Below are 23,484 nucleotides of genomic sequence, written 5' to 3'. Positions count from 1 at the left end.
GCTGATTGTGGTCGGTCAGTTGCTGAATCGACGGAGACGGGCGTCCCCCCGTCTCCCTCGCGCCTTCCGAGTCTTCTGGCTCGGTGAAGCCGTCAGCCTGTTCGGTACCGCGACCACGGCGACGCTGCTGTCGCTGCTCGCGGCCACGCAGCTGGATGCCGGTCCGGGCTGGATGGGAATCTTGGCGGCGGCGAGCTGGTCGCCCTGGCTGATCCTCGGTCTGCCAGCCGGTGCGTTCGCAGACCGGTGGCCGCCCCGCACGACGATGATCGTGAGCGATCTGATCGCGGCCACCGCTGCCGCGACCGTGCCGCTGCTGTGGGCGACCGGCACGCTGTCGCTTGCGGCGCTGGTCGTGGTGGCGTTCGTGATCGGCTCGTGTGCCGTGGTCTTCCGAGCCGCGCTGCCCCGACTCGTCATCCGAGTGGTGGATGCCGAGCAGCTCGGGACTGCGAACTCGATGCTGTACGCCACCGAGTCGGCCAGCACAATCGTCGGGCCGGGGCTGGCCGGCCTGATCGCTCAGGCCATGTCCGCCGCGCTCGGCGTGCTCCTCGACGCGATCAGCTTCCTCGTATCAGCCGTCTGCCTCGCCCGAACACGTCCCGCGGGCCGGGCACCCGATCATGCCGTGGCCGTGCTGGAAGAGTCCTTTCTCCAGCGAATCCGAGCCGGCGTCAACGTCGTCGCCCGCGACCGTTACCTGCGGTACTTCGCCGGCCTGGCCGCGGTGCAGAACTTCGGCCTCACCGGCCTGCTGTCACTCCAGGTCCTCTTCCTGGTCGACGAGCTCGCCGCACCACAAGCAGTGACCGGACTCGTGCTCGCCACCGGCGGCGTCGGCGGGCTCCTCGGTCCACACGTCGCCCGCCGGCTCGGCACCGCGCGCGGCCCGATCGCGTTACAGCTCACCAGCTGCAGCTGCCTACTGGTGCTGCTAGCTGGCCCCGGCGCAGGTGTCGCGTGGATGGCCGCCGGGCTGCTGCTATGCGAGTTCGCGATCGTCGCAGACAACGTCATCCGCACCACGTGGCGCCTCACCTACGTCCCTGACCACCTCCAGGCCCGCGTCAGCACCACGATCCAGATGCTCGCCTTCGCCGCGATGCCCGCATCCGGGCTCGTCTCCGGCTGGCTCGGCCATCAACTCGGCGTCCGCACTGCTCTCGCGATCATGCTCGGCATCTACGTCGCGGGCGCACTCACCATGCCACTCGCCCCGTTCAAGGGCCAGCGCGACCTCCCCGCCCCACCCCGGCCCTCGCGGCTCCTCAAGAGGACCGCTTCCGCAGCACGATGAGCTACGCGCCGCTCAAGCGCACCGGGATGACCATAAAGCCACTACCAGCGAAGACCTCGACCACGCCGCGTGCTGAGCTAAACGTTGGTTTCTCGCTGGAAGTAGACGGGGCCATAAAACGCCACCGTAGCGGCCACGGGCGCGCTCGCGGCTACAGCCGGGCGCCGCGACGCCCGACCAGCGGCAGACGAGTGAGGCCGATCTTGGGAAGGTGCCCGCGCCTCTGGTCGCCTCGTTTCCGGCAAACTTGAGCGATGTCGACGAGGGGTGACGCCGTGGTCGAACCGCCGACGAAGTGGGTGCAGGTGTGGTTCCCGATGTCCGGTGGGCCGGCGACCGCCCTCGGCATGGGCGCATCGATGCAGCTGGGCGCCGGGGGGGCTACGAGCCCAGGTAGCGCAGGACCGCGAGGACACGGCGGTTGTCGCCCTCGTCCGGGGGCAGCCCGAGCTTGTCGAAGATGCTCGCCACGTGTTTTTCCACGGTTCCGCCGGTCACCACGAGCGCGTCGGCGATGCCAGCGTTCGAACGCCCCTCCGCCATCAGCGTGAGCACGTGGCGCTCGCGCGCGGTGAGCGCCGTCAGGCCGTCGGCGCGGCGGCTGGCGCGCAGCAGCTGGCCGATGACCTCGGGGTCGAGCGCCGTGCCGCCCGCGGCGACCCGCTCCAGCGCATCGGCGAACTCGGCGACGTCAGCTACCCGCTCCTTCAGCAGGTACCCCGCGCCCGCCGCGTTGCCTTCGAGCAGCCGAGCCGTGTACTTGGTCTCGATGTACTGCGACAGCACCAGCACCCCGGTGCGGGGGTGCTCACGGCGGATCTCCAGCGCGGCGCGCAGTCCCTCGTCGGTGTGCGTCGGCGGCATTCGGATGTCGGCCACCACGACGTCGGGCTGATGCTCGGCCACCGCGGCCAGCAGCGCGCCGCCATCGCCTACGGCAGCGCATACCCGGTGGCCGTGGTCCTCGATCAGCCGGGCGAGCCCCGCCCGGAACAGGGCTGCGTCCTCGGCGATGACGACTCGCACGTTCATGCGCGCAGCGGGAGCTCGACGGTGATCTTCGTTGGGCCGCCGGGCGGGCTCGCGATCGTGAGCCGGCCGTCCACCACGGCGACCCGCTGCGCGAGGCCGGACAGGCCGGTGCCCCGTGCCGGATCGGCGCCGCCCGTGCCGTCGTCGGCGACGCTGAGCAGCAGCACGTCTCGCTGTCCGGCCGCCCGGATGGCGAGCTTGTTCGCGAAGCTGTGCTTGGCCGCGTTGGCCAGCAGCTCGGCGGCGCAGAAGTACGCGATGGTCTCGATCGCGGGGGTGGGCCGGACCGGGATGCTGACCTCCAGCTCGACCGGTATCGCGTGGTCGGCGGCCAGCGAGGCGAGGGCGTCCGCCAGCCCGTTGTCGAGCATCGGCGGGTGGATCCCGCGAGCCAGGCTGCGCAGCTCGCCGAGCGCGTCCTTGGCGCCCCGGAGCGCGGCGTCGACCAGCTCGCGGACAGCCGCGGCGTCCCGGACCTCGCCACCGTCGCCGAGCTTCTCCCGGGCCATGCCGAGGTTCATGGCCAGCGTGGCCAGCCGGATCTGCGCGCCGTCGTGCAGGTTCCGCTCGAGCCGCCTCAGCAGGGCGGCGGAGTCGTCCACGGCCAGCGCCCGGCTCAGCTCCAGGTCGTGGACCCGCTGCGCCAGCCGCCCGCGCCCGAGCATGCCTCGGATCAGCCAGGCGTCGGCGGACGTGACGGCCCTGGTAACCCAGGGGGCGGCCAGCAGCATCGCCGCTCCCGCCGCGGCGGCGGCGAACGTGCCGGGGAGGGTCGCGACGCGGAACGTGCCCTCACCGAACAATCCGAACGGCGTGAACACCGGCACCGGGCTCAGCCGGACCCCCGGCGGGTGGTTGCGGAACGCCCCCCACCAAAGCGGGTAACTCAGGTTGACCAGCCCGCCGATCCAGAAGAACACGGCGTACAGCTCGATCAGGCCGACCGGCAGCTTGGCCAACTGGTAGGCCATGACCCGCCAGCCGGCCCCGTCGCGAGGGCCCGGGCCCGGCCAGGCCCGTCCGCCGGGGCTCCGCCGCACCGGCGGCGGCGCCGCGACTCGCACCCCGAGCAGCCTGGTCGCGAGCCTGCGCTGCAGCGAGCCGAGCTTCCGGGCCGCCCCCATCGACACCAGCAGCACAAGCAGCAGTCCCACGCAGACACAGGCGACAGCCACGTCGGCCGAGGACGGGTTACCCCGCCCGCTACCGGCCACCAACCAGATCAGGTCCACCGCGAGAACGAAGAGCACCAGCGGGTTGACCACGGCGAACGGCAGCCCGGCTAGGCAGAACAGCAGCTCGCGGCCCTCACGCCGGGTGAACGACGCCATGACCGCCGCGTGGGCGACCGCCCACGGGCTCCTGACCCGCGTCTGACCGCCCGGCGGCGGGTCCGTGGTCGGCGTGGTCACCGGAAGGCCCATGCCGCCATTCTCCTCCCTGCCCGCCCTTCCTCCTGCTCACGCATCCCGCCGGGCCAGCAACCATCCGCCGACCGCCAGTGCGATCACGGCGTACAGGGACAGCACGCCGAGCCCAGCCCACGCGGACAGGAAGTTCGGGCAGGACGCGCCGCCCGTGCCGCAGGTCACCGGCATGGTCGTGCTCAGCGAGTTCTCCACGATCAGGATCGGCATGTACGACGCCACGCCATGCGCGATGAAGCCGATGAACTGCGCGACCACGTACACGCCGGCCACCAGCACCCCGACCGCGGCCGCGCTGTGCCGGATGATCGCGCCCAGGCCCAGGCCGAGCAGCCCGATCAGGCAGAAGCCGGCCCCGGTCACCGCGACCGCCCGCAGCACCCCGGGCTGGCCCAGCGTGGGTGCCGCGACGCCGTGGCGCAGCGTGGCCCCCACGGCGAAGAACGAGATGAACGACGCAGCCTCCCCGACGATCAGCGTCACAGCCCCGAACACCGCTGCCTTCGCCGCCAGGACCAGGGGGCGCCGCGGCACCGCGGCCAGCGTGGCCCGGATAGTTCCCGAGGTGTATTCGCTGCTCATGGTCAGTACGCCGAGCACACCCGTCAGCAGCAGGCCGGGGACCACGCCGGCAAGCGCGTTGTTGGTCACGTCCCCAGAGGCACTCCGGGTGTTCAGGCCCACAGCGACCCCGATCCCGACGGTCCCGGCGGCCGTGACGACCAGGGTCCACCAGGTCGAGCGCAGGCTGCGCAGCTTGATCCATTCCATCCGGGCCACCTGCGCCAGCCCGTAACGGCCGCTCGGCACGCGGGTCTCTGCGGTCGTCGTCATGACGTTGCCTCCTTCGCCGGGTTCCCCTGGTACTCGACCGCTCCGCTGGTGAGCCGGAAGAACGCGTCCTCCAGCGACGCCGACCCGGCCGACAGTTCGGCGACCGTCGTGTCCGCGAGCAGCCGCCCCCGGCCGATCACCACCAGCCGCTCAGCGGTCAGCGCCATCTCGCTGATCAGGTGGCTGGACACGAACACCGTGCGGCCCTGCGCGGCCAGCGACTTCAGCAGGTCGCGGATCCAGCGGACCCCCTCGGGATCCAGCCCGTTCACAGGCTCATCCAGCAGCAGCACAGCCGGATCGCCCAGCAGCGCCGCGGCGACCCCCAAGCGCTGCCCCATCCCGAGGGAGAACTTCCCGGCCCGCCGCCCGGCCGCGCTGGCCAGGCCGACCATCTCGAGCACCTCGTCGACCCGGGACCGCGGAATCGCGTTGCTGGCGGCCAGCGCGGCCAGGTGACTGCGGGCGCTACGTCCCGGGTGGAACGCCCTGGCCTCCAGCAGCGCGCCGACCTCGCGCAGCGGCCAGCGCAGCTCGCGGTAGCGGCGGCCGCCGACCCGCGCCTGGCCGGCGTCGCACCGGTCCAGCCCCAGGATCAGCCGCATCGTGGTGGACTTGCCCGACCCGTTGGGGCCCAGGAAGCCGGTGACGCTGCCCGGCCGCACGTCGAAGCTGAGCGCGTCGACCGCGACCGTTGGTCCGTATCGCCTAGTGAGATTCCGGGCCTCGATCACCCGAACTCCTTCCGTCGTCTGTGCCTACGGAAGATCACGCTAGGCACACGACCGCCCGGACGGGACCCGGCTGACGGCCGTCTTGCGCTGGGGGATTTCCCCCAGGCAGGCCCGCGCGCAGCCAGGCGGCCCGGCGCTGCGGGCTCAGCTGCGCGACCTACGCGAGCGGAACCCGGCCGCGCGGCCAGGCGGCTGGGCGGGGAGGCGGCCGAAAGGCTCAGCGGGCCGACCGGCAGGGCGGGCCTGCCAGGTCGTCAAGCTCATGATCGTGGTTGATTGAGTACGGCAGGTAACCCGCCAGACGGGGACCAGATGGCCATCGCGACGGGGTGTCGCTGTCCCGTCTCACTGAGCGTGACGGCATCGGCATAGAGAGCTCGGGGCACACTCCCGGTGCTCGCGCGGAAGGTCTAGACCATTGGTCTAGTACTGACTGCCGGCCTCGCGCGATCCAGGTGTCCACCAGCGACACACAGCCTCGACCGGGAAACCAGTCGACGAGAGCCGGCTATACCGCTCCCAGGTCATCGCGCTGCTGATGCTAACCCTTGTAGGCCATCCTGGATGATCACTGCTGACAATGACTACTATCGATGCTACGACGTGCTCACATCGGCTGCTTGTCTACTGGTGGTACGACCGCAGCCCGGCCAGGCTTGGTCGAGGTGACCGGCGGGATCGCTCTCTCATCGGCTGCCCACCGCGGTTTGGTGTGGCTCTCATCTGGCAGGCGTCCTGCCGGTCACCGTGGCGCGGAGAGGCTCAAGAGGGGTCTGCCCAGCTCGAAGTAGCGCTGCCCTCCTCGCCGGATTCAGTCCCGGTCTGATCGAGGAGGACGAGCGTGGGACAGGTCATCATCGGTATGGATCCGCATAAGCGGTCCGCGACGATCGAGATCATCAACGGCCGCGAGAAGGTCCTCGCGCAGGGCCGGTTCGGCACCGACCATGACGGCTACCGGACGATGCTGAAGCTCGGCCGTCAGCACAAGGACTGGGTCTGGGCGGTGGAGGGTTGCAACGGCATCGGCCGGCACATCGCTCAACGCCTCGTCGCCGACGGCGAGACCGTGGTGGACGTGCCGGCGAAGCTGTCCGCGCGGGTGCGGGTGTTCGACACCGGTCAGGGCCGTAAAACCGACCCGGTCGACGCCCACAGCGTCGCCGTCGCAGCCCTGCGCAGCAAGGGTTTACGGCAGGTCACCGTCGACGACGTGACCGTTGCGTTGAGGCTGCTGGCCGACCGCCGCGACGGTCTCGGCCATGCCCGCACCGACCTGCTCAACCGCATTCACAAGCTGCTGCTGGAACTGCTGCCCGGTGGGGCGAAGAAGTTCCTGTCCGCTCCGCAGGCCCGCGCTCTGCTGAATACCGTCCGGCCGCGTGATCTGGTCGGGCGGACCCGCCGCCGGCTCGCCTCCGAGCTGATCACCGAACTGGTCCAGGTCGACCAGAAGATCAAGGCCGCGGACAAGGAACTGACCGAGCTCGTCGCAACCACCGGCAGCAGCCTGCAGGACCTCCACGGCATCGGCCCCTCCGGCGCCGCCCGCCTGATCGGCGACATCGGTGACATCAGCCGCTTCACCACCCGCGGGCACTTCGCCTCCTGGAACGGCACCGCACCCCTGGACGCCTCATCCGGTGACCAGCAACGCCACCGCCTGTCCCGGGCCGGGAACCGGCGCATCAACCGGGCCCTACACATCATGGCCGTCGCCCAGTTACGCCACGACACCGAAGGCCGCGCCTACTACCGGCGCAAACTCGCCGCCGGCAAGACGTCAATGGAGGCCATGCGCGCACTCAAGCGACGGCTGTCCGACATCGTCTACAAGCAAATGATCAAAGACGCCGAGAAGGCCGGGACGGGCCCGGGAGGACACGTGGGGGCGACTCTTCAATCCAGCGCGGCCGACCTGATCCCCATGGTCGACACTTCGGAACAGTCACTTCCCGGACCCGCCGAACCCCAGCCTAGAACACCGCTCCTCGCCGCCTCTTGATGACACAGAGGGGTGCCAGATCAGGATGCCGAGCGGTAGCGGCCGCCGTCACGCTCCGCCACGCGCGGATCGCGGCATGACCGGATACTCCGCTGGCGGCTGGTGCGCTCCGGTGGCTCGCGGCGCGGCCCGCGAGGGGCCGTTGCGGCCGCGGCCGGGCCCGCCGGCCATCTCGCACGCCCGGTAGCATCCGCCCATGCCCCGCACCACCCATCTCGGCGCCTGCCCTTTGGACTGTCCGGACACGTGCACGTGGCAGCTCACGGTCGAGGACGGGCGGGCGGTGGCGATCCGCGGCGACCGCGACCATCCGTTCACGCGGGGCGTGCTGTGCGGCAAGGTCAACCACTACCTCGACGCGGTCAACGGTCCCGACCGCCTCACCTTCCCGCTGCTGCGGGTGGGGCCGAAGGGCGTGGGGCCGGCGTCGTTCCGGCGGGCGACGTGGGACGAGGCGTTGGCCCGTGTCGCGTCCGGGCTGCAGGCGACGATCGACCGCGACGGCCCCGAGGCGATCCTGCCGTATTACTTCTGCGGCACGATGGGGCACGTGCAGGGCTGGACGATGGGCCCCCGCCTGTTCGCGTACCTGGGCGCGTCGCGGCTGGAGACCACGATCTGCACCGCGGCCGCCACGGCGGCCCTGCGCTCGCTCTTCGGGGCCTCGGTCGGTTTCGAGCCGGAGTCGATCGTCGAGGCACGGCTGATCCTGCTTTGGGGCGCCAATACGCTGTCGACGAACCTCCACCAGTGGCCCTTCGTGCATGAGGCCCAGGCGCGCGGCGCGCACGTCGTGGCCATCGACCCGTTGCGCACCGATACGGCCGCGCGCTGCGACGAGCACATCGCGCCGCTGCCGGGCACCGACGCCGCTCTGGCGCTGGGGCTCATGCGCCACGTGCTCGACGCCGGCGCGGCCGACCGGGCGTGGCTCGAGGCGCACACCGTCGGCTGGCCGGAACTCGAGGCCCGTCTCGCCGACTGGCCCGTGGAGCGGGCCGCGACGGAGTGCGGGCTGGACGTCGACGTCGTACGCCGGCTGGGCGAGCGCATCGCGACGACGCGCCCGACCGCCGTCCGAGTCGGGCTGGGCCTGCAGCGCCATCGCGGGGCGGGCCAGGCCATCCGCGCGATCTGCGCGCTGCCGCTGGTTACCGGTGACTTTCGCTACCCGGGCGGCGGAGCCCTGTGCATGACCGGGGGGCATTACCACGTGGACGAGGACGCCGTCGTGCGGCCGGACGATATGCCGGCGCCGCCCGTACGGTCGATCAACATGAGCCGGCTCGCGGCGGCCCTCACAGGCGAGGCAGACCCAGCCATCACGTCACTGGTCGTCTTCAACGCCAACCCGGCCGCCACGGTGCCCGACCAGACCCGGGCACACGAGGGCCTGCGGCGGGAGGACCTGTTCACAACGGTGCTGGAGCAGCGCTGGACGGACACCTGCGACTACGCCGACGTCGTGCTGCCGGCCACGATGCAGCCCGAGCACCTCGACCTGCACTCGTCCTACGGCCACCACTACACCACGCTCAACCTGCCAGTCGTTCGGGCGCCAGGGGACGCGCTGCCGAACACGGAGATCTTCCGCCGCATCGCGGCCGCGATGGGGCTCGACCATCCCCGCCTGCGCGACACGGACGAGGACCTCGCGCGGCAGCTGCTGCGGGGCGCACCGGTCAGCTTCGAGGAGCTGCGGGAGCGAACGTACGCGCGGACGACGGGAGTCGCCGTCGGCTCGGCGCCGTTCGCCGCAGGCGGCTTCCCCACCCCGGACGGGCGCGCGCGGCTGCTCGACCCGGAACTCGAACGTCACGGCGTCGACCCGCTCGTCGGCTACACACCGCCCGTCGAGGCAGCCGACCCAGAACTCGCGGAGCGCTTCCCGCTCGTGCTCGTCGCCCCGGCGGGCCGGTTCATCATGAATTCGACTTTCGCCTCGCTGCCCTGGCACGTCGGCAAGATGGGTCCACCGCGCGTGCACCTCCATCCGGACGACGCGGCGGCCCGCGGGCTGGTGGACGGGAGCGCCGTGCGGGTACGCAACGACCGCGGCTCGTTCCTCGCGGCGGTCGCCGTCGACGGCGCGACCCGGCCTGGCCTCGCGTTCACGTACAAGGCGTACTGGCCGCGGCGGAGCCCGGGCCGCACCAACGTCAACGCGGTGACCGCCGTGCGCGACACCGACCTCGGCGGCGGCCCGACATTCCACGACACGCGCGTGGAGGTCGAGGGAGTGCCGGCCGACCTGACCGACGTCAACCCGACGCGCGTCGAGGAGCTCGTACCCGAGCACTGAGGGACTGCAGCGACGGTCGCAGCGCCTCGACGCCTGCACCGCGCGGCACGTCTTCCGGCGCGCCAACAAGGAAGCTCGAACATCCCCTCATCGGCAAGACCGAGCGCCGTCTTGATCGACCAACTGTGACGCTGCGTGACGCCCGGTCAGCGGCATGTGCGTGCGTGTGCCGGCCGTCGCCTCCCGGCGTTGCTGGTGACCGGTGATGAGGACGGCAGCGGCGTCGAGCCGCTCCCGCTCACTGGTGGTGAGTGCCGGATCGTTCCGCCGTATCGCTAGGGCGCGGTCCAGCACGGTCAGCAGGTTGCCGCCGACACAGTCCAGGAAGGCATCCAACAGCGTTGCGGCCGGCGACGCCAGGGGATGCTCATCCTCGACGGCCACCTGGGCGAGGATGACCGCGGAGAGCGCGACATCGAGGTCTGCCGGTCCCTCGGTAGCGTTGCGCCAGTCGATGACGACCGGCCCTCGTGACGTCAGCATGACGTTCTCCGGGTGCAGGTCGAGGTGCAGGATCCGAGCGTCGTCGCATTCGCTGAGCCGGGGCGGCAACGCGTGGAGTCGGTGATGCAAATCTGCCAGACATCTGGCCGCTTCCATGGCATCGAGCTCACCGGCGATGAGTGCCGACAGCATGGTGCGCCCGTCCAGTCGTTCCATGACGAGATCGGCCCCGCGCGCCTGATACACAGTGGGTACAGGGAAACCAAGACTCGCCACGTACGCCATGATTGCGGCCTCAGCGGCCACGTCTCCACCTTCGCGGTAGCGGCGAAGGACACGCCGATCGTTGATGGCGAAGACGTCAGCGTCTCGGCCCGACGCCAGAGGGACCGGGTCCACCACGCCTCGACAGTAACCGAAGCAGCCATCCGCATGGTGCCTGCCGCCGGCGACTCTTGATCTTTTGCCGCATCCCGCACATCGGCACGTCCGGACGCCTCGCCAAGCGGCAGCTGGCTACGCTCTGTGACGCGCGGTCGGCGGCAGATGCGTGCACGTGACGTGGGTCGACGCCCGACCCGAGTGTCAACCAAGACAAGGCGAACCCGACCTGACACGGTGGTGGGTCACCCTTCGGACAGCGTCTGGCGGCCTTCCGCTCGCCCCCCGAGGTGGGAGGTGGCGGTTGCGTACTGATTTGTGGAGGCCGGGATCCGCACGTTCGCGACGAGAAGGCGTACGACCTCGGGATCGCCGATGACGGCGCCAGCAGCTACGAGCCCGGCCAGGTCGTCGCCGCCGAAGGCGCCGAGAAGGGTGTCCGTCGTGGTGACCAGGACGGCGTCCGGTTCTTCGGGCGGCTCGTGGGCGACCTCGGCGCCGTCCGGTGTGAGGCGGACGCCGAACACCCCGGCAGGGCCGTGGTCGCGTAGTTCGATCCGCAGCGTCGCCTCGGGCCGCTGCTGCGTCGGCACGAAGAAGGTGCGGATGGTCAGCATGGCGCTGTCCGCGCTGACGAAGCGCTGTTCCGCGGTCGGCGGGGCGGCCAGCGCCCAGGTGCCGAGCGCGACCACGATCGGCTCGAGGCCGCGACCCCACGCGGTCAGCTCGTAGACCCGCACATTGCCTGGCGGAGGCAGCTGCCGACGGCGTAGGACGCCCGCGTCGGCCAGCTCGCGCAGCCGGTCGGACAGTGCGTTCGGGCTGGCGGTCGGGAGCGCCTGCTGGAGGTCGGTGAACCGTTTCGGCCCGAGCAGCAGCTCGCGCACCACGAGCAGCGACCACCGCTCCCCCACGATGTCGAGGCCGCGCGCGACGCCGCAGGCCTGCCGATAGCCACGCTGGGCCGGCATGGAACACCTCCCTTTCGTACTTGCTCAATCCTAGCAGTCACTATTAGCCTCATAGCTCCCGACACGAGGAGGAACCCATGATCACGCCAGCAACACCCCAGCTCACCGACCGCGAGACCTGGCAGAAGCAGCTCGACGAGCTCCGGCTCCGCGAGAAGGCGCACACCCGCGAGGGCGACGCCATCGCCGCGGCCCGTCGGCGGCTGCCTATGGTCGAGGTCGACCCGACCACCCATCTGGTCGGTGCCGACGGCCCGGTGCCCCTGCTCGACGCCTTCGAGGGGAGGACCCAGCTGTTCGCGTCGTACCACATGTGGCACACGAGCAGGCCTGCCGCTGACCAGTGCGAGGGCTGCACGTTCTTCACCGGCCAGGTGCTCGAGTTGTCCTACCTGCACTCGCGCGACGTCACGTTCGCGGTCTTCTGTCAGGGGCCGTTCGAGGAGTCGTCGCGCTACCGCGACTTCATGGGCTGGCAGGCGCCCTGGTACTCGGTGCCCGCGGAGTCGCTCGACCCGCTCGTCGCCGGGCGCGCGTTCGGGATGAAGGTGTGCTACCTGCGCCAGGGCGACCGGGTGTTCGAGACCTACTGGACCGCTGGGCGCGGCTGCGAGGCGATGGCACCCTCGTACGGGCTGCTCGACATGACCGTCTACGGCCGCCAAGAAGACTGGGAGAACTCGCCGGAAGGCTGGCCCCAGCGTTTCCGGACCGACGGCGACCAGTTCCGCCTCGACGGCCGACCCACATCGCAATGGTCACGCCTCGCCGCCGGCCGTGACGACGACCTTGGCACCACCGGGCACGCCGACAGCGAGCACCACTGCCACTGCGGTTCGACGCCGGCTGAGTCATGAACCGCCCCTGCGATGACCGATAGTGATCCCCTCCGATGGCTGCTGACGGTGGCCTTCGGCGGGGCCTCCATCTCTCACCTGCTCCAACGCCTGCGCCCATCCCCTGCGTGGCCTTCCCTGGTGGCGGAGCATCGACTCTCCGAGATACTGCACTCGGCCATGGGCCTATCGATGATCGCGATGATCTGGCCGTGGGGCGCGGCGGTACCGGCAGCCGTCTGGATTGTCGTTTTCATGATGTCTACGGGGTGGTTCCTGGTGCAGGCGGCGCGGACGTCGCGACGTCGTGCGGTTCCGGCGTTCTTCGCCACCGCGACGGGAACCATGGTGTGGATGGGCGCCTCGATACACGGGCACGCCTCACCCGGCGGTCACGGCGGCATGGACATGGCCGGGATGCGTCATGCGCCGGTCGGGTGTGCCGGATGGGTCAGTGCGCTGCTCGGAGGCTACCTGGTGCTCGCCGCATTCTGGTGGGTGGGCCGCGGGGTGCACCTCGCTGGTCTGTCCGCGGCGACAACGACGGACGCGGTGGCGCGTCCGCTGGACTGGTCGGCGCTACGCCACGGCGTGATGAGCGCGGGTATGGGCATCGCCCTACTGGCGATGGCGTAGACAAGGGAACTTGCCAAGATCGGACATCCGCTCTTCGGCACGACCGAGCGTTCGACCCACCGCACCTCGTCACAGAGCGTGGCGCCCGGTCGGCGGCAGATCCGGATACTGAGACGGCCACCAGCACCGCCCTTCCCGAGCGGACGGTCCGTCGTGCAGGTCCATCCGCCCGCGCGGTACCGCTGCTTTGGCTGCCGTTCAAGGTGTTTCGACGATCCGGTTCTCCCAGGCCCAGACGGCGATCTCGGTGCGGTTGCGGAGGCCGAGCTTCGTCTGGATGGTGGACACGTGACTCTTGACGGTGCTCAGGGAGATGAACAGCTCGGCCCCGATCTCCAGGTTGGTCCGGCCGCGGGCGATCTCCCGTACCACCTCGATCTCGCGCTCTGACAACGACGGCAGCAATTTGCCGGACTCTGGTGCTGGCGCGGTCAGGTGGCGTAGCAGCCGTACGGTGACCGACGGGGAGACCAGCGCGTCGCCGTTGTGGGCGGCGCGTACCGCCTCGGCGAGCAGGGCCGGGCCGGCGTCTTTGAGGATGAAGCCGACCGCGCCGCCGCGCAGCGCGCCGTACACGTATTCGTCGAGGTCGAACGTGGTGACCACGATGACCCGCATCGGGTTGGGTACGCGGGGCCCGGCCAGTGCCCGGGTCACCTCGATGCCATCGAGCCGGGGCATCCGGATGTCCACCAGGCAGACGTCGGGACGCAGCTGGCGGGCCTGGGCGATTGCGTCGACGCCGTCTGACGCCTCGGCGATGACGTTGATGTCCGGCTGGTCTTCGAGGATGAGTTTCAGGCCACTGCGGATCATCGCCTGGTCGTCGGCGAGCAGTACGCGGATCGTCATCGCGATCGTCCATCGTGGATAGGCAGGGTGGCCAGGACGGACCAGCCGGCGTCGGGGCGGGGACCGGCGTGGAGCGTGCCGCCGAGGGTTTCGACGCGTTCCCGCATGCCGATGAGGCCGTACCCGCCCCGGTGGGAGGCGCGGGCGGGGCCCGGTGGCGCGTCGTCGACCACCTCGACCGTAACGCCGGCAGGGTTCTGGTCGACGGTGACCGTGACGCCGCGGGCGTGCGGCGCGTGGCGGGCCACGTTCGTCAGCGCCTCCCGGACGATCCGGTACACGGTGCTGGTCACCTCCGGCGGCCATGCCGCGTTCTCGTCGGGTACCTGCAGGCGCACCGGCGGGCCCTGCCGGTTGAAGCGCCCGACGAGTACGCCGAGCTGTTCCGGCCCGGCCGAGGCGGGCGGCGCGTCCTCGGCGTCGCGTAGCAGCCCGACCACGCGGCGCATCGCGCGCAGCGCCTCGGCGCCGGCGGCCTCGATCCCGGTCAGCGACTCGGCCACCTGCCCCGGGTTCGTATGCGCGAGGAGGTGGGCGGCCTGCGCCTGGATCAGCATGCCGGTGACGTGGTGGGCCACCACGTCGTGCAGTTCCCGGGCCAGTTCCAGCCGCTCGTCCCGGCGTACTTTCTCCGCGGTGGCCGCCGCCCGCTCGTCCAGCAGTCGCAGCGCCAGCCCGACCGTGACCGCGCCGAGCCAGGCCACGACATTCATCGCCACGACCCCCGAGGCGCCCGAGGCATGCGGCCGGGCGGCGAGATAGGCGCCGCCGACCACCGTGAGCCCTCCGGCGGCGAGCACACCAGCCCGTGCGGGAGGCAGCGCGCGCACCGCCGACGCGACGAGTACGGCGAGCGCCAGCGCCATGGCCGGTCCCGGCTCGGTCGGGAGGTGGAACACCCGGGCCGCCGCGATGGCCAGTCCAGCGATCCCGAGACCGGCGACAGCCGTCCACGTTCGCTGCCGCCGCCGTACCAGCGCCAGCACACAGACCACGACGGCGGCCGCACCGCCCGCGAGCCAATACCGGGCGCCCCACGTCTGCGCGATCGCCACAGCCTCGATGCCGAGCGCCGCGAGGAAGACCACGGCGAGTCCCGCCGTGGCCGCGACCCCGAACAGCCGGTCCCAGATGCTCACCCTGTCCAAGTTACGAGGCCCGCCCGGTCGCACGCAGGGTGATCCCAAGCACCACGGCAACCAGCCAGGTGACCGTGTTCACGACCGTCACCACGGTCAAGCCCGCCGCGTCCGGAAGCGCGGTCAGCCAAGTACCCACCACCACGGTGAACCCGCCCGCCGCGACGGCCGCGGCGCGCAGTCCCGGCAGCGTCCGGATCCCCGAGCCGACGAGTACGGCCAGCGCCAGTGCGGTGACCGGTCCCGGCTCCTGCGGCAGGTCGGCGACCCGGGCCACCACGACGGCTACCGCCGCGGCCGCGAGTCCCCCTGCCACCGGCCAGGTCCCCTGCGGCCCGCGCAGCAGCGCGAGCAGCCCTGCCACCACCCCGACCACGCAGTCGAACAGCCAGTACAGCCCGCCCCAACTGTCCGCGATCAGATACGCCGTGAGCCCGAGCCCGGTGACGAAGACCAGCCCCAGTACGGCGTTCATTGCCATTCGGTGTGTCGTGTTCATGCCGAGGACGCTATGAAATCGCCGGCCCACGCGAACCGGTCAAAAGTAGGGTCGTCCGCGTACTCGGCCCCTGCTTTGGACCGATGCCCGGCCCGCCCGCCGTTCGCAGGATTAGCCCATGCAAACACCACTCGTACTGCACGCCGAGCGGCTGACCAAACGGTACGGCCGCCGAACGGCACTGACCGACTGTGACCTGAGAATCCCGCGCGGGCATGTCGTCGGGCTGGTCGGCCCGAACGGCGCCGGTAAGTCCACGCTCCTGCAACTGGCCTGCGGCCTGATCGGGCCGACCTCGGGTACTTTGTCCGTTCTCGGGTCCAGGCCGGCGGCCAGCGCGGCGCACCTGGCCCGGGTGGGTTTCGTTGCCCAGGACACCCCGGTGTACGCCTCGTTCACCGTCGCCGACCACCTGATGATGGGTGCGTGGCTGAACCCGTCCTGGGACCCGGCGCTGGCCAGGCGGCGGATCGCGGAGGTCGGCCTGGACCCCGCACAGAAGGCGGGCCGGCTCTCCGGCGGCCAGCGCGCGCAGCTCGCGATGGCCATCGCCGCTGCGAAGCGACCCGAGCTGCTCATCTTCGACGAGCCCGCCGCCGCGCTGGATCCCCTGGCGCGCAGGGGCTTCATGCGCAGTCTCGTGGACTTCGTGGGCGAGCTCGGCGCCAGTGCCGTGCTCTCCTCGCACCTGTTGAGCGACGTCGAGCAGGTCTGTGACTACCTCGTCGTACTCTGCGACTCGCGCATCCAGATCGCCGGTCCGGTCCGGAACCTGCTCGCCTCGCACCACAGGATCGCCGGCGATCCGGCGAAGATGCCGGCCACGATGCCCGCCGGGGTCGAGGTCATCTGGTCGGAGCACGGCCGCGCCCTGGTTCGGGGCGATGCAGCGGTACGGGCCAGGGACGCCGAGCCGGTCACGCTGGAGGAACTGGTCCTCGCCTACATGTCGCGGGCCGCCGGAACGGTTGCCGCGCCCCGCGCGAGTGCGGCGGTGTCGCGATGATCAGGATGAGCTTGCGGCAGTTCCGCATCCAGGCGCTCGTCGGAGCGATCCTGTTGGTCCTGGCCGCCGTCTACCTGTTGCGCCTCGGCGGGGACATCCGTGCCGTCCGCGACACGTCTCAGCTTCCGAGCCAGTACACGCAGACGATGCTGTTCCTCGCCGCCGGTTTCGGTCTGGTACCGGCGCTCATCGGTGCGTTCTGGGGCGCGCCGCTCATCGCCCGGGAACTGGAGGCCGGTACCCACCGACTGGTGTGGAACCAGAGCGTGCCCCGCCGCCGGTGGCTCGCGGTCAAGCTGACGGTTCTCGGCCTTGCCAGCATGGCCGTCGCCGGTACGTTCAGCGCGCTGGTGACGTGGGCGGCGGCCCCGGTCGACCAGGTGGCCGGCGACCGGTTCAGCGCGCTCCTGTTCGGCGCGCGCGGTATCGCGCCCATCGGGTGCGCCGTCTTCGGCTTCATTTTCGGCGCCGTCACCGGGCTGCTGGTCCGCCGCACCCTGCCGGCGATGGCGTTGGTGTTCCTGGCCGTGATCGCGGTGCAGTTCGCCGTGCCGAACCTGCTGCGACCGCACTACCTGCCCGCCGAGCGGGTCACCGTAGCGATGAGTGCCGACGCCATCAACCAGGCCCGGTCGCTGGGCAGCATCACCGGCGGGCCGGTTATCGGGGGGCTGGAGGTACCGGAGGCCTGGGTCACGGATACCAGCAAACTCTTGACACCTGACGGCCGGCAACTGTCCGACGCCGACTTCAACGAATGTCTCAACAACGCCCCAAAGACCGGCGCCACCGGGACGTTCGGTGACACCGCGGTATGTCTCGGCAAGCTCGACCTGCACGTGGACCTGGTCTACCAGCCCAACCGGCGATTCTGGCCCTTCCAATGGATCGAACTGGCGCTGTATCTCGGTCTCAGCGCGCTGCTCGCGGCGGTCGGCCTGTGGCGCATCCAGCGCCGGGTCAGCTAGCCCGGGCCGAGCGCACTACTTTCGGCACGTCCGGACGCCGGCGACCGGCGCCGACGTCACTGTCGGTGACGAGCGCTTCGCGGCAGATCAGGATGTCGGCGGTGGTCGGCGGTGACGACAAGGCCCAAAGTCGGGTTGGCACATGTACGGCTGGGATGATCGTGGCCATGTGGTTGGAGTCGCGGTGGACGGCTACGTCGGATCGTGGAGTGGTGCCGGTACACGGTTCGTTGGCGGTCTATCCCGGTACGTTCGATCCGTTCACCCCGGGGCACCGCGACCTGGTGGCCCGTGCCCGGGTGATGTTCGACCAGGTCATCGTGTTGCTGGCGGTGAACGCCGACAAGCGACCAACCGCCGAGGCCACGACCAGGGCCGTACACGTGCGCGACGCCATGCCGGCAGCCTGGGGCAATGTCGAGGTGGACACCTGGACCGGCCTGACCACCGCCTACTGCCTGCGCCGCGGCGCCACGGTCATCGTCCGCGGCCTACGTACGGCCGCGGACCTTCGCCACGAGTACCAGCTCGCTGCGATGAACGAGCAACTCGGCATTCAGACCGTCTGGTTGCCGTCCCGTCCGCAGCTGGCCGCCACTTCGTCCACGGTCGCACGCGCATACCGCTCGGCACAGTCGGCCCGTCCGTCCTTGAACGCTGAAGAGTGACCCCCAGGGGTACCGGAATGTTGGCAACGCCTCGAGGTGGGATGCACTCTTCTCGGCACGTCCGGAGGCGAGTCAGCCCGGAGAACTGTCACCGAACGTAACGAGCACTTCGCGGCAGAAGAGGACGCCGCAGTCGTCAGATTCTCCGCACCAAGAAGATCACGAATGGCCGTATGGCATACGCGCAGCAAGCCCGTCTCTCTTGAGGAAGGTGCACGCACTCAATTTCTCAAAATACTTTGTCCGCACGCGTCCGGACCGGTCTGGCCCGTTCGTCACTATGGTGTAGCGATCAAGATGAGGAGCAAGGAGAGCCTGATGAAGTACCTGATGTTCGTGTGCACCGACCCGGAACCGGACACCGATAAAGAAAACGAACCCGACATCGACGTCTGGGTAGCCGAGAACGACGCCAACGGCCGCCGCTTGCAGGGCAACGTGCTGGCGCCGAAATCGTCGGCCACGACCGTCCGGGTGCGCAGCGGCGAGCTGCTGATCACCGATGGTCCGTTCGCCGAGACCAGGGAGGTCATCGTCGGCTTTGACCTGCTCCAATGCGCCGACCTCGATGAGGCTATCGAGGTCGCTCGGGCTCACCCGATGGCCCGCCGCGGCCGGATTGAGATCCGCCCGCTGGCCGACTTCGAGCAGTGACCGCGCATACGGCGGTCCGGGACGCGGCCACCGATGCGTATCCGCGCATCGTGGCCGCGCTTATCCGAATCACCGGCGACTGGACGCTCGCCGAGGATTGCGCCCAGGACGCTATGACCCTTGCCCTGCAACGCTGGCCCGAGGAGGGCGTCCCGGGCAATCCGGGCGGATGGCTGATGACGGTGGCTCGCAATCGTGCGATCGACATCGCCCGCCGTGCGTCCGTCGAACGGCGAAAGCTTGAAGAGCTGGCCGTGCTGGCGCCGGCGGAGCCCGTCGAGGAACAGGAGGCGGAAGACATCGTGGACGACCGGCTCCGGCTCATTTTCACGTGCTGCCATCCGGCGCTGGCCCTCGAGGCCCGCGTTGCGCTGACTCTGCGCACGATCTGCGCCGTGCCGACCGCCGACATCGCCCGCGCCTTCCTGGTCACGGAGTCGACGATGACGCGCCGGCTCACCCGGGCCAAAACGAAGATCGCCGATGCCCGGATCCCTTACCGGGTGCCGACCGGGCGCGCGCTGGACGAGCGGTTGCCAGGTGTCCTCGCGGTCCTCTACCTGCTTTTCACCCGGGGCTACGACCCGGGCGGCGAACCGGTCTTCGCCGACGAGGCGATCCGATTGGCCCGGTTCCTCGCCGAGCTGATGCCGCGCGAGCCCGAGGTCCGTGGGCTGCTTGCGCTGTTCCTGCTTCACCATTCACGCCGCGCGGCCCGCCGGGACTTCGACGGGAACCTGCTCACCCTCGAACGGCAGGACCGCTCCGCGTGGGATCGCGCGGCGATCGCTGAGGGCGTTCAGATTTTGACGGGTACCCCGTCAGCCGGCCCCTATGTCCTGCAAGCTCGCATCGCCGCCGGTCATGCCACCGCCCGCGACGCCGCCGGCACCGACTGGGCGGCCATCGCCGGCTACTACGACGAGCTTGCCGCGCAACAACCCTCGCCCGTCGTCGAGCTCAATCGCGCTGTGGCGCATGGCTTCGCGCACGGGCCGGAGGCCGGTTTGGCGTTGCTGGCCAAGGCCCGCAAGGGCGGTGCGCTCGACGACTACCCGCTCGCCATCGCCGCCGAGGCGGAACTGACCGCACGCCAAGGCAATCGCGAGCTCGCCGCCGCTCTGTTCCGCCGCGCCGCCGACCTGACAACCACCGACATCGAACGCCGTGCCCTGCTGGAGCGGGCCAACGAGAACCTGGAGAACCTGTGATGCAGACCGAAGCCGCCACCTTACTGTCCTATCTAGACGGTCAGCGCCGTCACATCACCGGAGCCCTAGAGGGCTTGAGCGACAAGGACCTGCGCCGCCCCGTGCTGCCGTCCGGGTGGAGCTGCCTCGGTCTGGTCAACCATCTCGCCCTCGACGTCGAGCGGTTCTGGTTCAACGCCGTCATCGCCGGCCAAACCTCGGTGATCGAAGCCTTGCCGCACACCGAAAACGTGTGGAACGTCGACCCGTCCGTATCGCCGGAGGATATCCTGAACCGGTATCGCACCTCCATCGACGCGGCCAACACAGTCATTCGCGAAACCCCGATGGACATCCCGCCCGCCTGGTGGCCGGTGAACAAGTTTGGCAGCTTCCGGCTGCACACCGCCCGCGAGATCATGCTGCATGTGATCACCGAAACCGCATGCCACGCCGGTCATTTGGACGCCGTCCGGGAGCTGATCGACGGAAAGCAGTGGATGGTGCACGGCGAGGCGTGAGCCTACGGCATGTCGCCTTTCGCGTGGTACCCCTCAAACAGCGGCCCACCATGGCGCGCCAGCAATCGCCGCCCGTAGTCCAGGATGGCGTCCGGGTTTCCCGGGGCCGCAAGCCATTCGGCCGCCGTTCCGGGCGAAAACTCGCGCAGTTCCCGCAGGAGCCATTTGCCGGTGCCGGACCAGTGGTCGTTGAGTTTCAGGGCCGCCTTACCCGCCATCCGCCATCCGCCAGGCGAAAACTCCGATGACGGTTGTCTCCCCATCATTGTTGGCGTGTTCCAGGTCGTCGAGCAGGTCGGTCAGCCCATACCGGACCCACCGGCGGTCCGCCTCCGTCAACGGGGGCGGACCGCCCGCAAGTGCCTTGCCGCATCGCTTGGTCCAGGAACCGGGGTCGCCGACAAGCGCGACACCGGTTGCCACCATGCGGTGCAGGCTCGGCTTACGCGACGCCAGCTCCTTTGCCAGGTACTCGTCCCAAGTCTGGATCGCTGTCGAGCTCGAGAACCACATGCCGACCAAGTGCAGCGAGCACAGCCAGTGGTTAATCGACGAGTTGACGAACCTGAGATGTCCGCTGGATGGCTGCAGCACTGACACCAGCCCGGTCTCCGGCTCGGCGAGGTAGATGTAACCGGCGTGGTAGAGCTCGCTCCTGGTCCCGGCGAGGCGATACTTCCCATTCCTCAGCTCCGCTGCGAACAGGGTCATGTCGACCACCCCTTCCAACAGCGGCACGCCGCACGAAGTCAATGCCGCCTTCTGCTGGGGTGGGAGGCGCCACCCGGCCACGTCCGAAGCCCCAGCACGGATGACCCGTCCAACTCCAGCCCACGCCTCAACTGATTCGAAGTCAGGAGGACTCGGGAGATTGCCTACTGCCACGATCGGGAGGCTAGCTGATGGCCGAACGTCGTATCCGAGGTCAGTCACCAGGCCACCCGCTTCGGCAAAGCAGAACGTCCGCGCCACCGAGGCTCGACTACGAACGGTGACGGGCGCACCGGCTACCCACGCGCTCGATCCGCGGCAGAAGCGGATGCCCGCGCGGATGGTGTGCCGGAAGGGTGCAGGAGGTACGGTCACCCGCCTCTTGGTCGGAGCGGGTGCCTGTGGGCGGGAGTGCGGAACCTCAGTGCTCGGCGGGTCGGCCGGTGTGGGGTCGAAAGTCAGGCCGGTTCGTCATGTGCAGGCAGGGATGGGGCGTGCCGGACCGCCGGGCTGGCGGTTGCGGTGATCGCGGTAACGAGCATCACCGCGGTGAGCACGTATACGGAGCCGGTTGGGCCGAGGGCGGTGAGTAGGTAGCCGGCACCGAGGGAGGCGAGGGGCATGACTCCCCAGGACAGGGTCATGGCTGCGCTGGTGACGCGTCCCAGGAGCTCGTTGGGGACCAGAACGCTCGCGTAGGTGATGATCACGACGTTCCACAGTGGTCCGATGAACGCGCAGGCAGCACCGATGGCACCGATCTGCAGCGGGTTCGAGGTGAGGGCGAGCAGCGGCAACATCGCGGCCCAGATCCAGTTGATTCCGATGATGACCACTTTGGGGGTGAAGTGGCGATGGAGCCTGCTCGCCGCCAGGGCGCCGATCAGGCCGCCACCGCTGTAGATGCCGAGCATCACGCCGATGGTGCTGGAGGTTGCGCCTTGATGTTGCGCGAGGACGACGAGGATCAGGATGAGGGCCTGGAAGACCAGGTTGCTGGCGGCGAGCAGCAGGATCGCGGCGCGGATGAGGGGGTGGCGCCAGATCCAGCGCAGGCCTGTGGTGGTGGCCCGCCACAGCGGTTCCGCTGGAGTCCTCGTCTGGTTCTGCAGATCAAGTCGGATGAACAGCAGCGCGACGGCGGCGATGACGTAGGAGAACGCGTCGGCCAGGAACGGCAGGGCTGGGCCGATCCCGAAGAGCATGCCGCCCAGCGGCGGACCGGCAAGTGCCGCACCGCGGCTCCTGGCCTCGTTCTGGGCCACCGCCGTGGGTAGCAGAGCGGCCGGGACAATCTTGGGGAGGGCGGCACGCTCGGCCAGCCCGAAGAAGACGAAACAGATTCCTTGCACGAAGGCGACCACGCTGAGCTGCGCGACCGTGAGTATGCCCAACCACATGGCGATCGGGACGGTGGCCAGTGCCAGGCCCGCGACCAGTTCGCTGACCAGCAGGATCGTGCGGCGGTTCCACCGGTCGACCAGCGGTCCGGCCGGCAGGTTGGCGACGAGGAAGGGCAGCGTGCCGGCGGCTCCGACGATTCCGGCGTCGGAGGGCGATCCGGTGGTCGCGAGCACGAGCAGCGGCATCGCCGTCCCGCTGATCGAGGCGCCCAGGCTCGAGACGATTTGACCGCTCCACAGGGCGACGAACTCACGGTTACGCCATAGCGAGGGACGTGCGGCGGTCGCCTGTGTGGCCGGGGAGGTCACGACACGTCCTCGCCGTCGGGGGTGGGGAAGGCATGGAACACCACGGAGATGTGCCGGCTACCGGGGGATGCGTGACCGGGTTCGCGGTACCAGCGGTTGAGGAAGGCGATGTACTCCTCGCCGAACCGGGCCAGTTCCTCCGCGGTTAGCGTGGTGCCGCCGAAGGAGTGCTGGGCTGCGGTGGCGAACTCGCCGAACGCCTCCCTGTGGGACAGGTAGGCGGTGAGGTCGCGTTCAGCGCGTTCCATCCACTGCCGGCCGATCTCCTCGGCGGCGGCAGCGATCTCGGGATCCGCCGTGCGGCGTGGCAGCCGCATGTCCTGCGGGATGGCTCGCCAGTACCTGCGACGCCCGGCCGAACGGTCTGTGTCCTCGTCGATGAACCCGAACCGGGCCAGCTGCCGCAGGTGATAGCTGGTCGCGCCGCGGTCCGCCCCGAACTCGGTGGCCAGGTCAGCAGACGTAGCCGCCCCGTGGCGCTGCAGCCGGGTCAGCAACTGTTGTCGCAGCGGGTGAGCAAGGGCCTTGAGCACGTCGATGTCAGACAGCATGCGCGGTCGTGGTTCGGGCATGGTGAGAAGATATCGATGCAAAGACTTCTTCTCAACCTTCGCGCAGCTTTTCAGGCCCGGCGTACCACCTCGGCTGCGCAGGCGTTCCGG

Annotated in this window: 24 protein-coding genes; 11 read left to right on the top strand and 13 right to left on the bottom strand. The window is 69.8% G+C overall.

The features are described from left to right. Positions 1 to 7 precede the first annotated feature (7 nt). Positions 8 to 1,300 (top strand): MFS transporter, encoded by a 1,293-nt coding sequence (locus OG799_RS23285; protein WP_406037479.1) that lies wholly within the window; start codon positions 8 to 10, stop codon positions 1,298 to 1,300. A 381-nt stretch (positions 1,301 to 1,681) separates the two neighbouring features. On the opposite strand, the gene OG799_RS23280 is transcribed toward OG799_RS23285, so the two are convergent. Genes OG799_RS23280 through OG799_RS23265 form a run of 4 tightly spaced genes read right to left on the bottom strand, consistent with a single transcriptional unit; the run spans position 1,682 to position 5,327 of the window. After that, on the bottom strand, positions 1,682 to 2,326 hold the full coding sequence (locus OG799_RS23280) for a response regulator (RefSeq protein ID WP_406046378.1): 645 nt from the start codon (positions 2,324 to 2,326) through the stop codon (positions 1,682 to 1,684). Positions 2,327 to 2,328: 2 nt separating this feature from the next. Next, positions 2,329 to 3,756, bottom strand: a complete 1,428-nt coding sequence (locus OG799_RS23275) for a sensor histidine kinase (RefSeq protein WP_406037477.1) — start codon at positions 3,754 to 3,756, stop codon at positions 2,329 to 2,331. A gap of 36 nt (positions 3,757 to 3,792) precedes the next feature. Further along, a complete protein-coding gene (locus tag OG799_RS23270) occupies positions 3,793 to 4,593 on the bottom strand; it encodes an ABC transporter permease (protein WP_406037475.1) in 801 nt (266 codons plus the stop codon). After that, positions 4,590 to 5,327, bottom strand: coding sequence for an ABC transporter ATP-binding protein (locus tag OG799_RS23265; RefSeq protein ID WP_406037473.1), 738 nt, complete (start codon positions 5,325 to 5,327; stop codon positions 4,590 to 4,592). Before OG799_RS23265 ends, OG799_RS23270 begins: the two co-directional genes overlap by 4 nt. Positions 5,328 to 6,168: 841 nt before the next feature. Here OG799_RS23265 and OG799_RS23260 point away from each other — a divergent pair. Then, on the top strand, positions 6,169 to 7,332 hold the full coding sequence (locus OG799_RS23260; RefSeq protein ID WP_406037471.1) for an IS110 family transposase: 1,164 nt from the start codon (positions 6,169 to 6,171) through the stop codon (positions 7,330 to 7,332). A 196-nt stretch (positions 7,333 to 7,528) separates the two neighbouring features. Then, positions 7,529 to 9,634, top strand: coding sequence for a molybdopterin-dependent oxidoreductase (locus tag OG799_RS23255; RefSeq protein ID WP_406037470.1), 2,106 nt, complete (start codon positions 7,529 to 7,531; stop codon positions 9,632 to 9,634). 87 nt (positions 9,635 to 9,721) lie between these two features. On the opposite strand, the gene OG799_RS23250 is transcribed toward OG799_RS23255, so the two are convergent. Continuing rightward, positions 9,722 to 10,477: a phosphotransferase gene (locus tag OG799_RS23250; protein WP_406046377.1), complete on the bottom strand. Its 756-nt coding sequence runs from the start codon at positions 10,475 to 10,477 to the stop codon at positions 9,722 to 9,724. Positions 10,478 to 10,704: 227 nt separating this feature from the next. Beyond that, positions 10,705 to 11,430 (bottom strand): winged helix-turn-helix transcriptional regulator, encoded by a 726-nt coding sequence (locus tag OG799_RS23245; RefSeq protein ID WP_406037468.1) that lies wholly within the window; start codon positions 11,428 to 11,430, stop codon positions 10,705 to 10,707. Between the two features lie 77 nt (positions 11,431 to 11,507). Between OG799_RS23245 and OG799_RS23240 the strand changes: the two genes are divergently transcribed. Continuing rightward, entirely contained in the window at positions 11,508 to 12,287 is a 780-nt protein-coding gene (locus OG799_RS23240) for a DUF899 family protein (protein ID WP_406037466.1), read from the top strand. A 120-nt stretch (positions 12,288 to 12,407) separates the two neighbouring features. Further along, positions 12,408 to 12,902: a DUF5134 domain-containing protein gene (locus OG799_RS23235; protein ID WP_406037464.1), complete on the top strand. Its 495-nt coding sequence runs from the start codon at positions 12,408 to 12,410 to the stop codon at positions 12,900 to 12,902. A 198-nt stretch (positions 12,903 to 13,100) separates the two neighbouring features. On the opposite strand, the gene OG799_RS23230 is transcribed toward OG799_RS23235, so the two are convergent. Genes OG799_RS23230 through OG799_RS23220 form a run of 3 tightly spaced genes read right to left on the bottom strand, consistent with a single transcriptional unit; the run spans position 13,101 to position 15,392 of the window. Next, positions 13,101 to 13,754 carry a response regulator gene (locus tag OG799_RS23230; RefSeq protein ID WP_406037462.1) on the bottom strand — a complete coding sequence of 218 codons (654 nt, stop codon included), beginning with the start codon at positions 13,752 to 13,754 and terminating at the stop codon, positions 13,101 to 13,103. After that, the gene (locus OG799_RS23225; RefSeq protein WP_406037460.1) at positions 13,751 to 14,893 is read right to left on the bottom strand and encodes a sensor histidine kinase; all 1,143 of its coding nucleotides are present in this window, start codon (positions 14,891 to 14,893) and stop codon (positions 13,751 to 13,753) included. Before OG799_RS23225 ends, OG799_RS23230 begins: the two co-directional genes overlap by 4 nt. Positions 14,894 to 14,903: 10 nt before the next feature. Further along, positions 14,904 to 15,392 (bottom strand): hypothetical protein, encoded by a 489-nt coding sequence (locus OG799_RS23220; RefSeq protein ID WP_406037458.1) that lies wholly within the window; start codon positions 15,390 to 15,392, stop codon positions 14,904 to 14,906. Positions 15,393 to 15,510: 118 nt separating this feature from the next. On the opposite strand from OG799_RS23220, the gene OG799_RS23215 reads away from it, so the two are divergent. The 6 genes from OG799_RS23215 (at position 15,511) to OG799_RS23190 (ending at position 20,399) form a co-directional block, all read left to right on the top strand. Continuing rightward, positions 15,511 to 16,398 (top strand): ABC transporter ATP-binding protein, encoded by an 888-nt coding sequence (locus OG799_RS23215; protein ID WP_406037456.1) that lies wholly within the window; start codon positions 15,511 to 15,513, stop codon positions 16,396 to 16,398. Then, complete coding sequence (locus OG799_RS23210; protein WP_406037455.1) at positions 16,395 to 17,366, top strand: transmembrane transport protein; 972 nt, start codon at positions 16,395 to 16,397, stop codon at positions 17,364 to 17,366. The genes OG799_RS23215 and OG799_RS23210 overlap by 4 nt, the downstream gene beginning before the upstream one ends. 209 nt (positions 17,367 to 17,575) lie before the next feature. Next, positions 17,576 to 18,034, top strand: a complete 459-nt coding sequence (gene coaD / locus OG799_RS23205; RefSeq protein WP_406037453.1) for a pantetheine-phosphate adenylyltransferase — start codon at positions 17,576 to 17,578, stop codon at positions 18,032 to 18,034. 318 nt (positions 18,035 to 18,352) lie between these two features. Continuing rightward, positions 18,353 to 18,688, top strand: a complete 336-nt coding sequence (locus OG799_RS23200; RefSeq protein ID WP_406037451.1) for a YciI family protein — start codon at positions 18,353 to 18,355, stop codon at positions 18,686 to 18,688. After that, complete coding sequence (locus OG799_RS23195; RefSeq protein WP_406037449.1) at positions 18,685 to 19,899, top strand: RNA polymerase sigma factor; 1,215 nt, start codon at positions 18,685 to 18,687, stop codon at positions 19,897 to 19,899. The genes OG799_RS23200 and OG799_RS23195 overlap by 4 nt, the downstream gene beginning before the upstream one ends. Then, positions 19,899 to 20,399, top strand: a complete 501-nt coding sequence (locus tag OG799_RS23190) for a DinB family protein (protein ID WP_406037447.1) — start codon at positions 19,899 to 19,901, stop codon at positions 20,397 to 20,399. The genes OG799_RS23195 and OG799_RS23190 overlap by 1 nt, the downstream gene beginning before the upstream one ends. A 2-nt stretch (positions 20,400 to 20,401) precedes the next feature. Here the strand turns inward: OG799_RS23190 and OG799_RS23185 are convergent, their stop codons facing one another. The 4 genes from OG799_RS23185 to OG799_RS23170 form a co-directional block, all read right to left on the bottom strand. Then, positions 20,402 to 20,617 carry a hypothetical protein gene (locus tag OG799_RS23185; RefSeq protein ID WP_406037445.1) on the bottom strand — a complete coding sequence of 72 codons (216 nt, stop codon included), beginning with the start codon at positions 20,615 to 20,617 and terminating at the stop codon, positions 20,402 to 20,404. Continuing rightward, positions 20,607 to 21,284 (bottom strand): SUKH-4 family immunity protein, encoded by a 678-nt coding sequence (locus OG799_RS23180; RefSeq protein ID WP_406037443.1) that lies wholly within the window; start codon positions 21,282 to 21,284, stop codon positions 20,607 to 20,609. Before OG799_RS23180 ends, OG799_RS23185 begins: the two co-directional genes overlap by 11 nt. A gap of 284 nt (positions 21,285 to 21,568) precedes the next feature. Beyond that, the gene (locus OG799_RS23175; protein WP_406037441.1) at positions 21,569 to 22,822 is read right to left on the bottom strand and encodes an MFS transporter; all 1,254 of its coding nucleotides are present in this window, start codon (positions 22,820 to 22,822) and stop codon (positions 21,569 to 21,571) included. Then, positions 22,819 to 23,394, bottom strand: coding sequence for an ArsR/SmtB family transcription factor (locus tag OG799_RS23170; protein WP_406037440.1), 576 nt, complete (start codon positions 23,392 to 23,394; stop codon positions 22,819 to 22,821). Before OG799_RS23170 ends, OG799_RS23175 begins: the two co-directional genes overlap by 4 nt. Positions 23,395 to 23,484 lie beyond the last annotated feature (90 nt).

Origin of the sequence: Micromonospora sp. NBC_00898, from assembly GCF_045207895.1 — a bacterium.
Lineage (GTDB): Bacteria > Actinomycetota > Actinomycetes > Mycobacteriales > Micromonosporaceae > Micromonospora.
Note: the sequence above shows the minus strand (reverse complement) of the source record. Positions and strands in the feature narration are given on the sequence as shown.

Bases quoted from the DNA above. Each gene is read 5' to 3' on its own strand.
- OG799_RS23275 (WP_406037477.1), bottom strand. From the start codon at position 3,756: ATGGGCCTTCCGGTGACCACGCCGACCACGGACCCGCCGCCGGGCGGT.
- OG799_RS23270 (WP_406037475.1), bottom strand. From the start codon at position 4,593: ATGACGACGACCGCAGAGACCCGCGTGCCGAGCGGCCGTTACGGGCTG.
- OG799_RS23255 (WP_406037470.1), top strand. From the start codon at position 7,529: ATGCCCCGCACCACCCATCTCGGCGCCTGCCCTTTGGACTGTCCGGAC.
- OG799_RS23245 (WP_406037468.1), bottom strand. From the start codon at position 11,430: ATGCCGGCCCAGCGTGGCTATCGGCAGGCCTGCGGCGTCGCGCGCGGC.
- OG799_RS23240 (WP_406037466.1), top strand. From the start codon at position 11,508: ATGATCACGCCAGCAACACCCCAGCTCACCGACCGCGAGACCTGGCAG.
- OG799_RS23230 (WP_406037462.1), bottom strand. From the start codon at position 13,754: ATGACGATCCGCGTACTGCTCGCCGACGACCAGGCGATGATCCGCAGT.
- OG799_RS23220 (WP_406037458.1), bottom strand. From the start codon at position 15,392: ATGAACACGACACACCGAATGGCAATGAACGCCGTACTGGGGCTGGTC.
- OG799_RS23215 (WP_406037456.1), top strand. From the start codon at position 15,511: ATGCAAACACCACTCGTACTGCACGCCGAGCGGCTGACCAAACGGTAC.
- OG799_RS23210 (WP_406037455.1), top strand. From the start codon at position 16,395: ATGATCAGGATGAGCTTGCGGCAGTTCCGCATCCAGGCGCTCGTCGGA.
- OG799_RS23200 (WP_406037451.1), top strand. From the start codon at position 18,353: ATGAAGTACCTGATGTTCGTGTGCACCGACCCGGAACCGGACACCGAT.
- OG799_RS23190 (WP_406037447.1), top strand. From the start codon at position 19,899: ATGCAGACCGAAGCCGCCACCTTACTGTCCTATCTAGACGGTCAGCGC.
- OG799_RS23185 (WP_406037445.1), bottom strand. From the start codon at position 20,617: ATGGCGGGTAAGGCGGCCCTGAAACTCAACGACCACTGGTCCGGCACC.
- OG799_RS23170 (WP_406037440.1), bottom strand. From the start codon at position 23,394: ATGCCCGAACCACGACCGCGCATGCTGTCTGACATCGACGTGCTCAAG.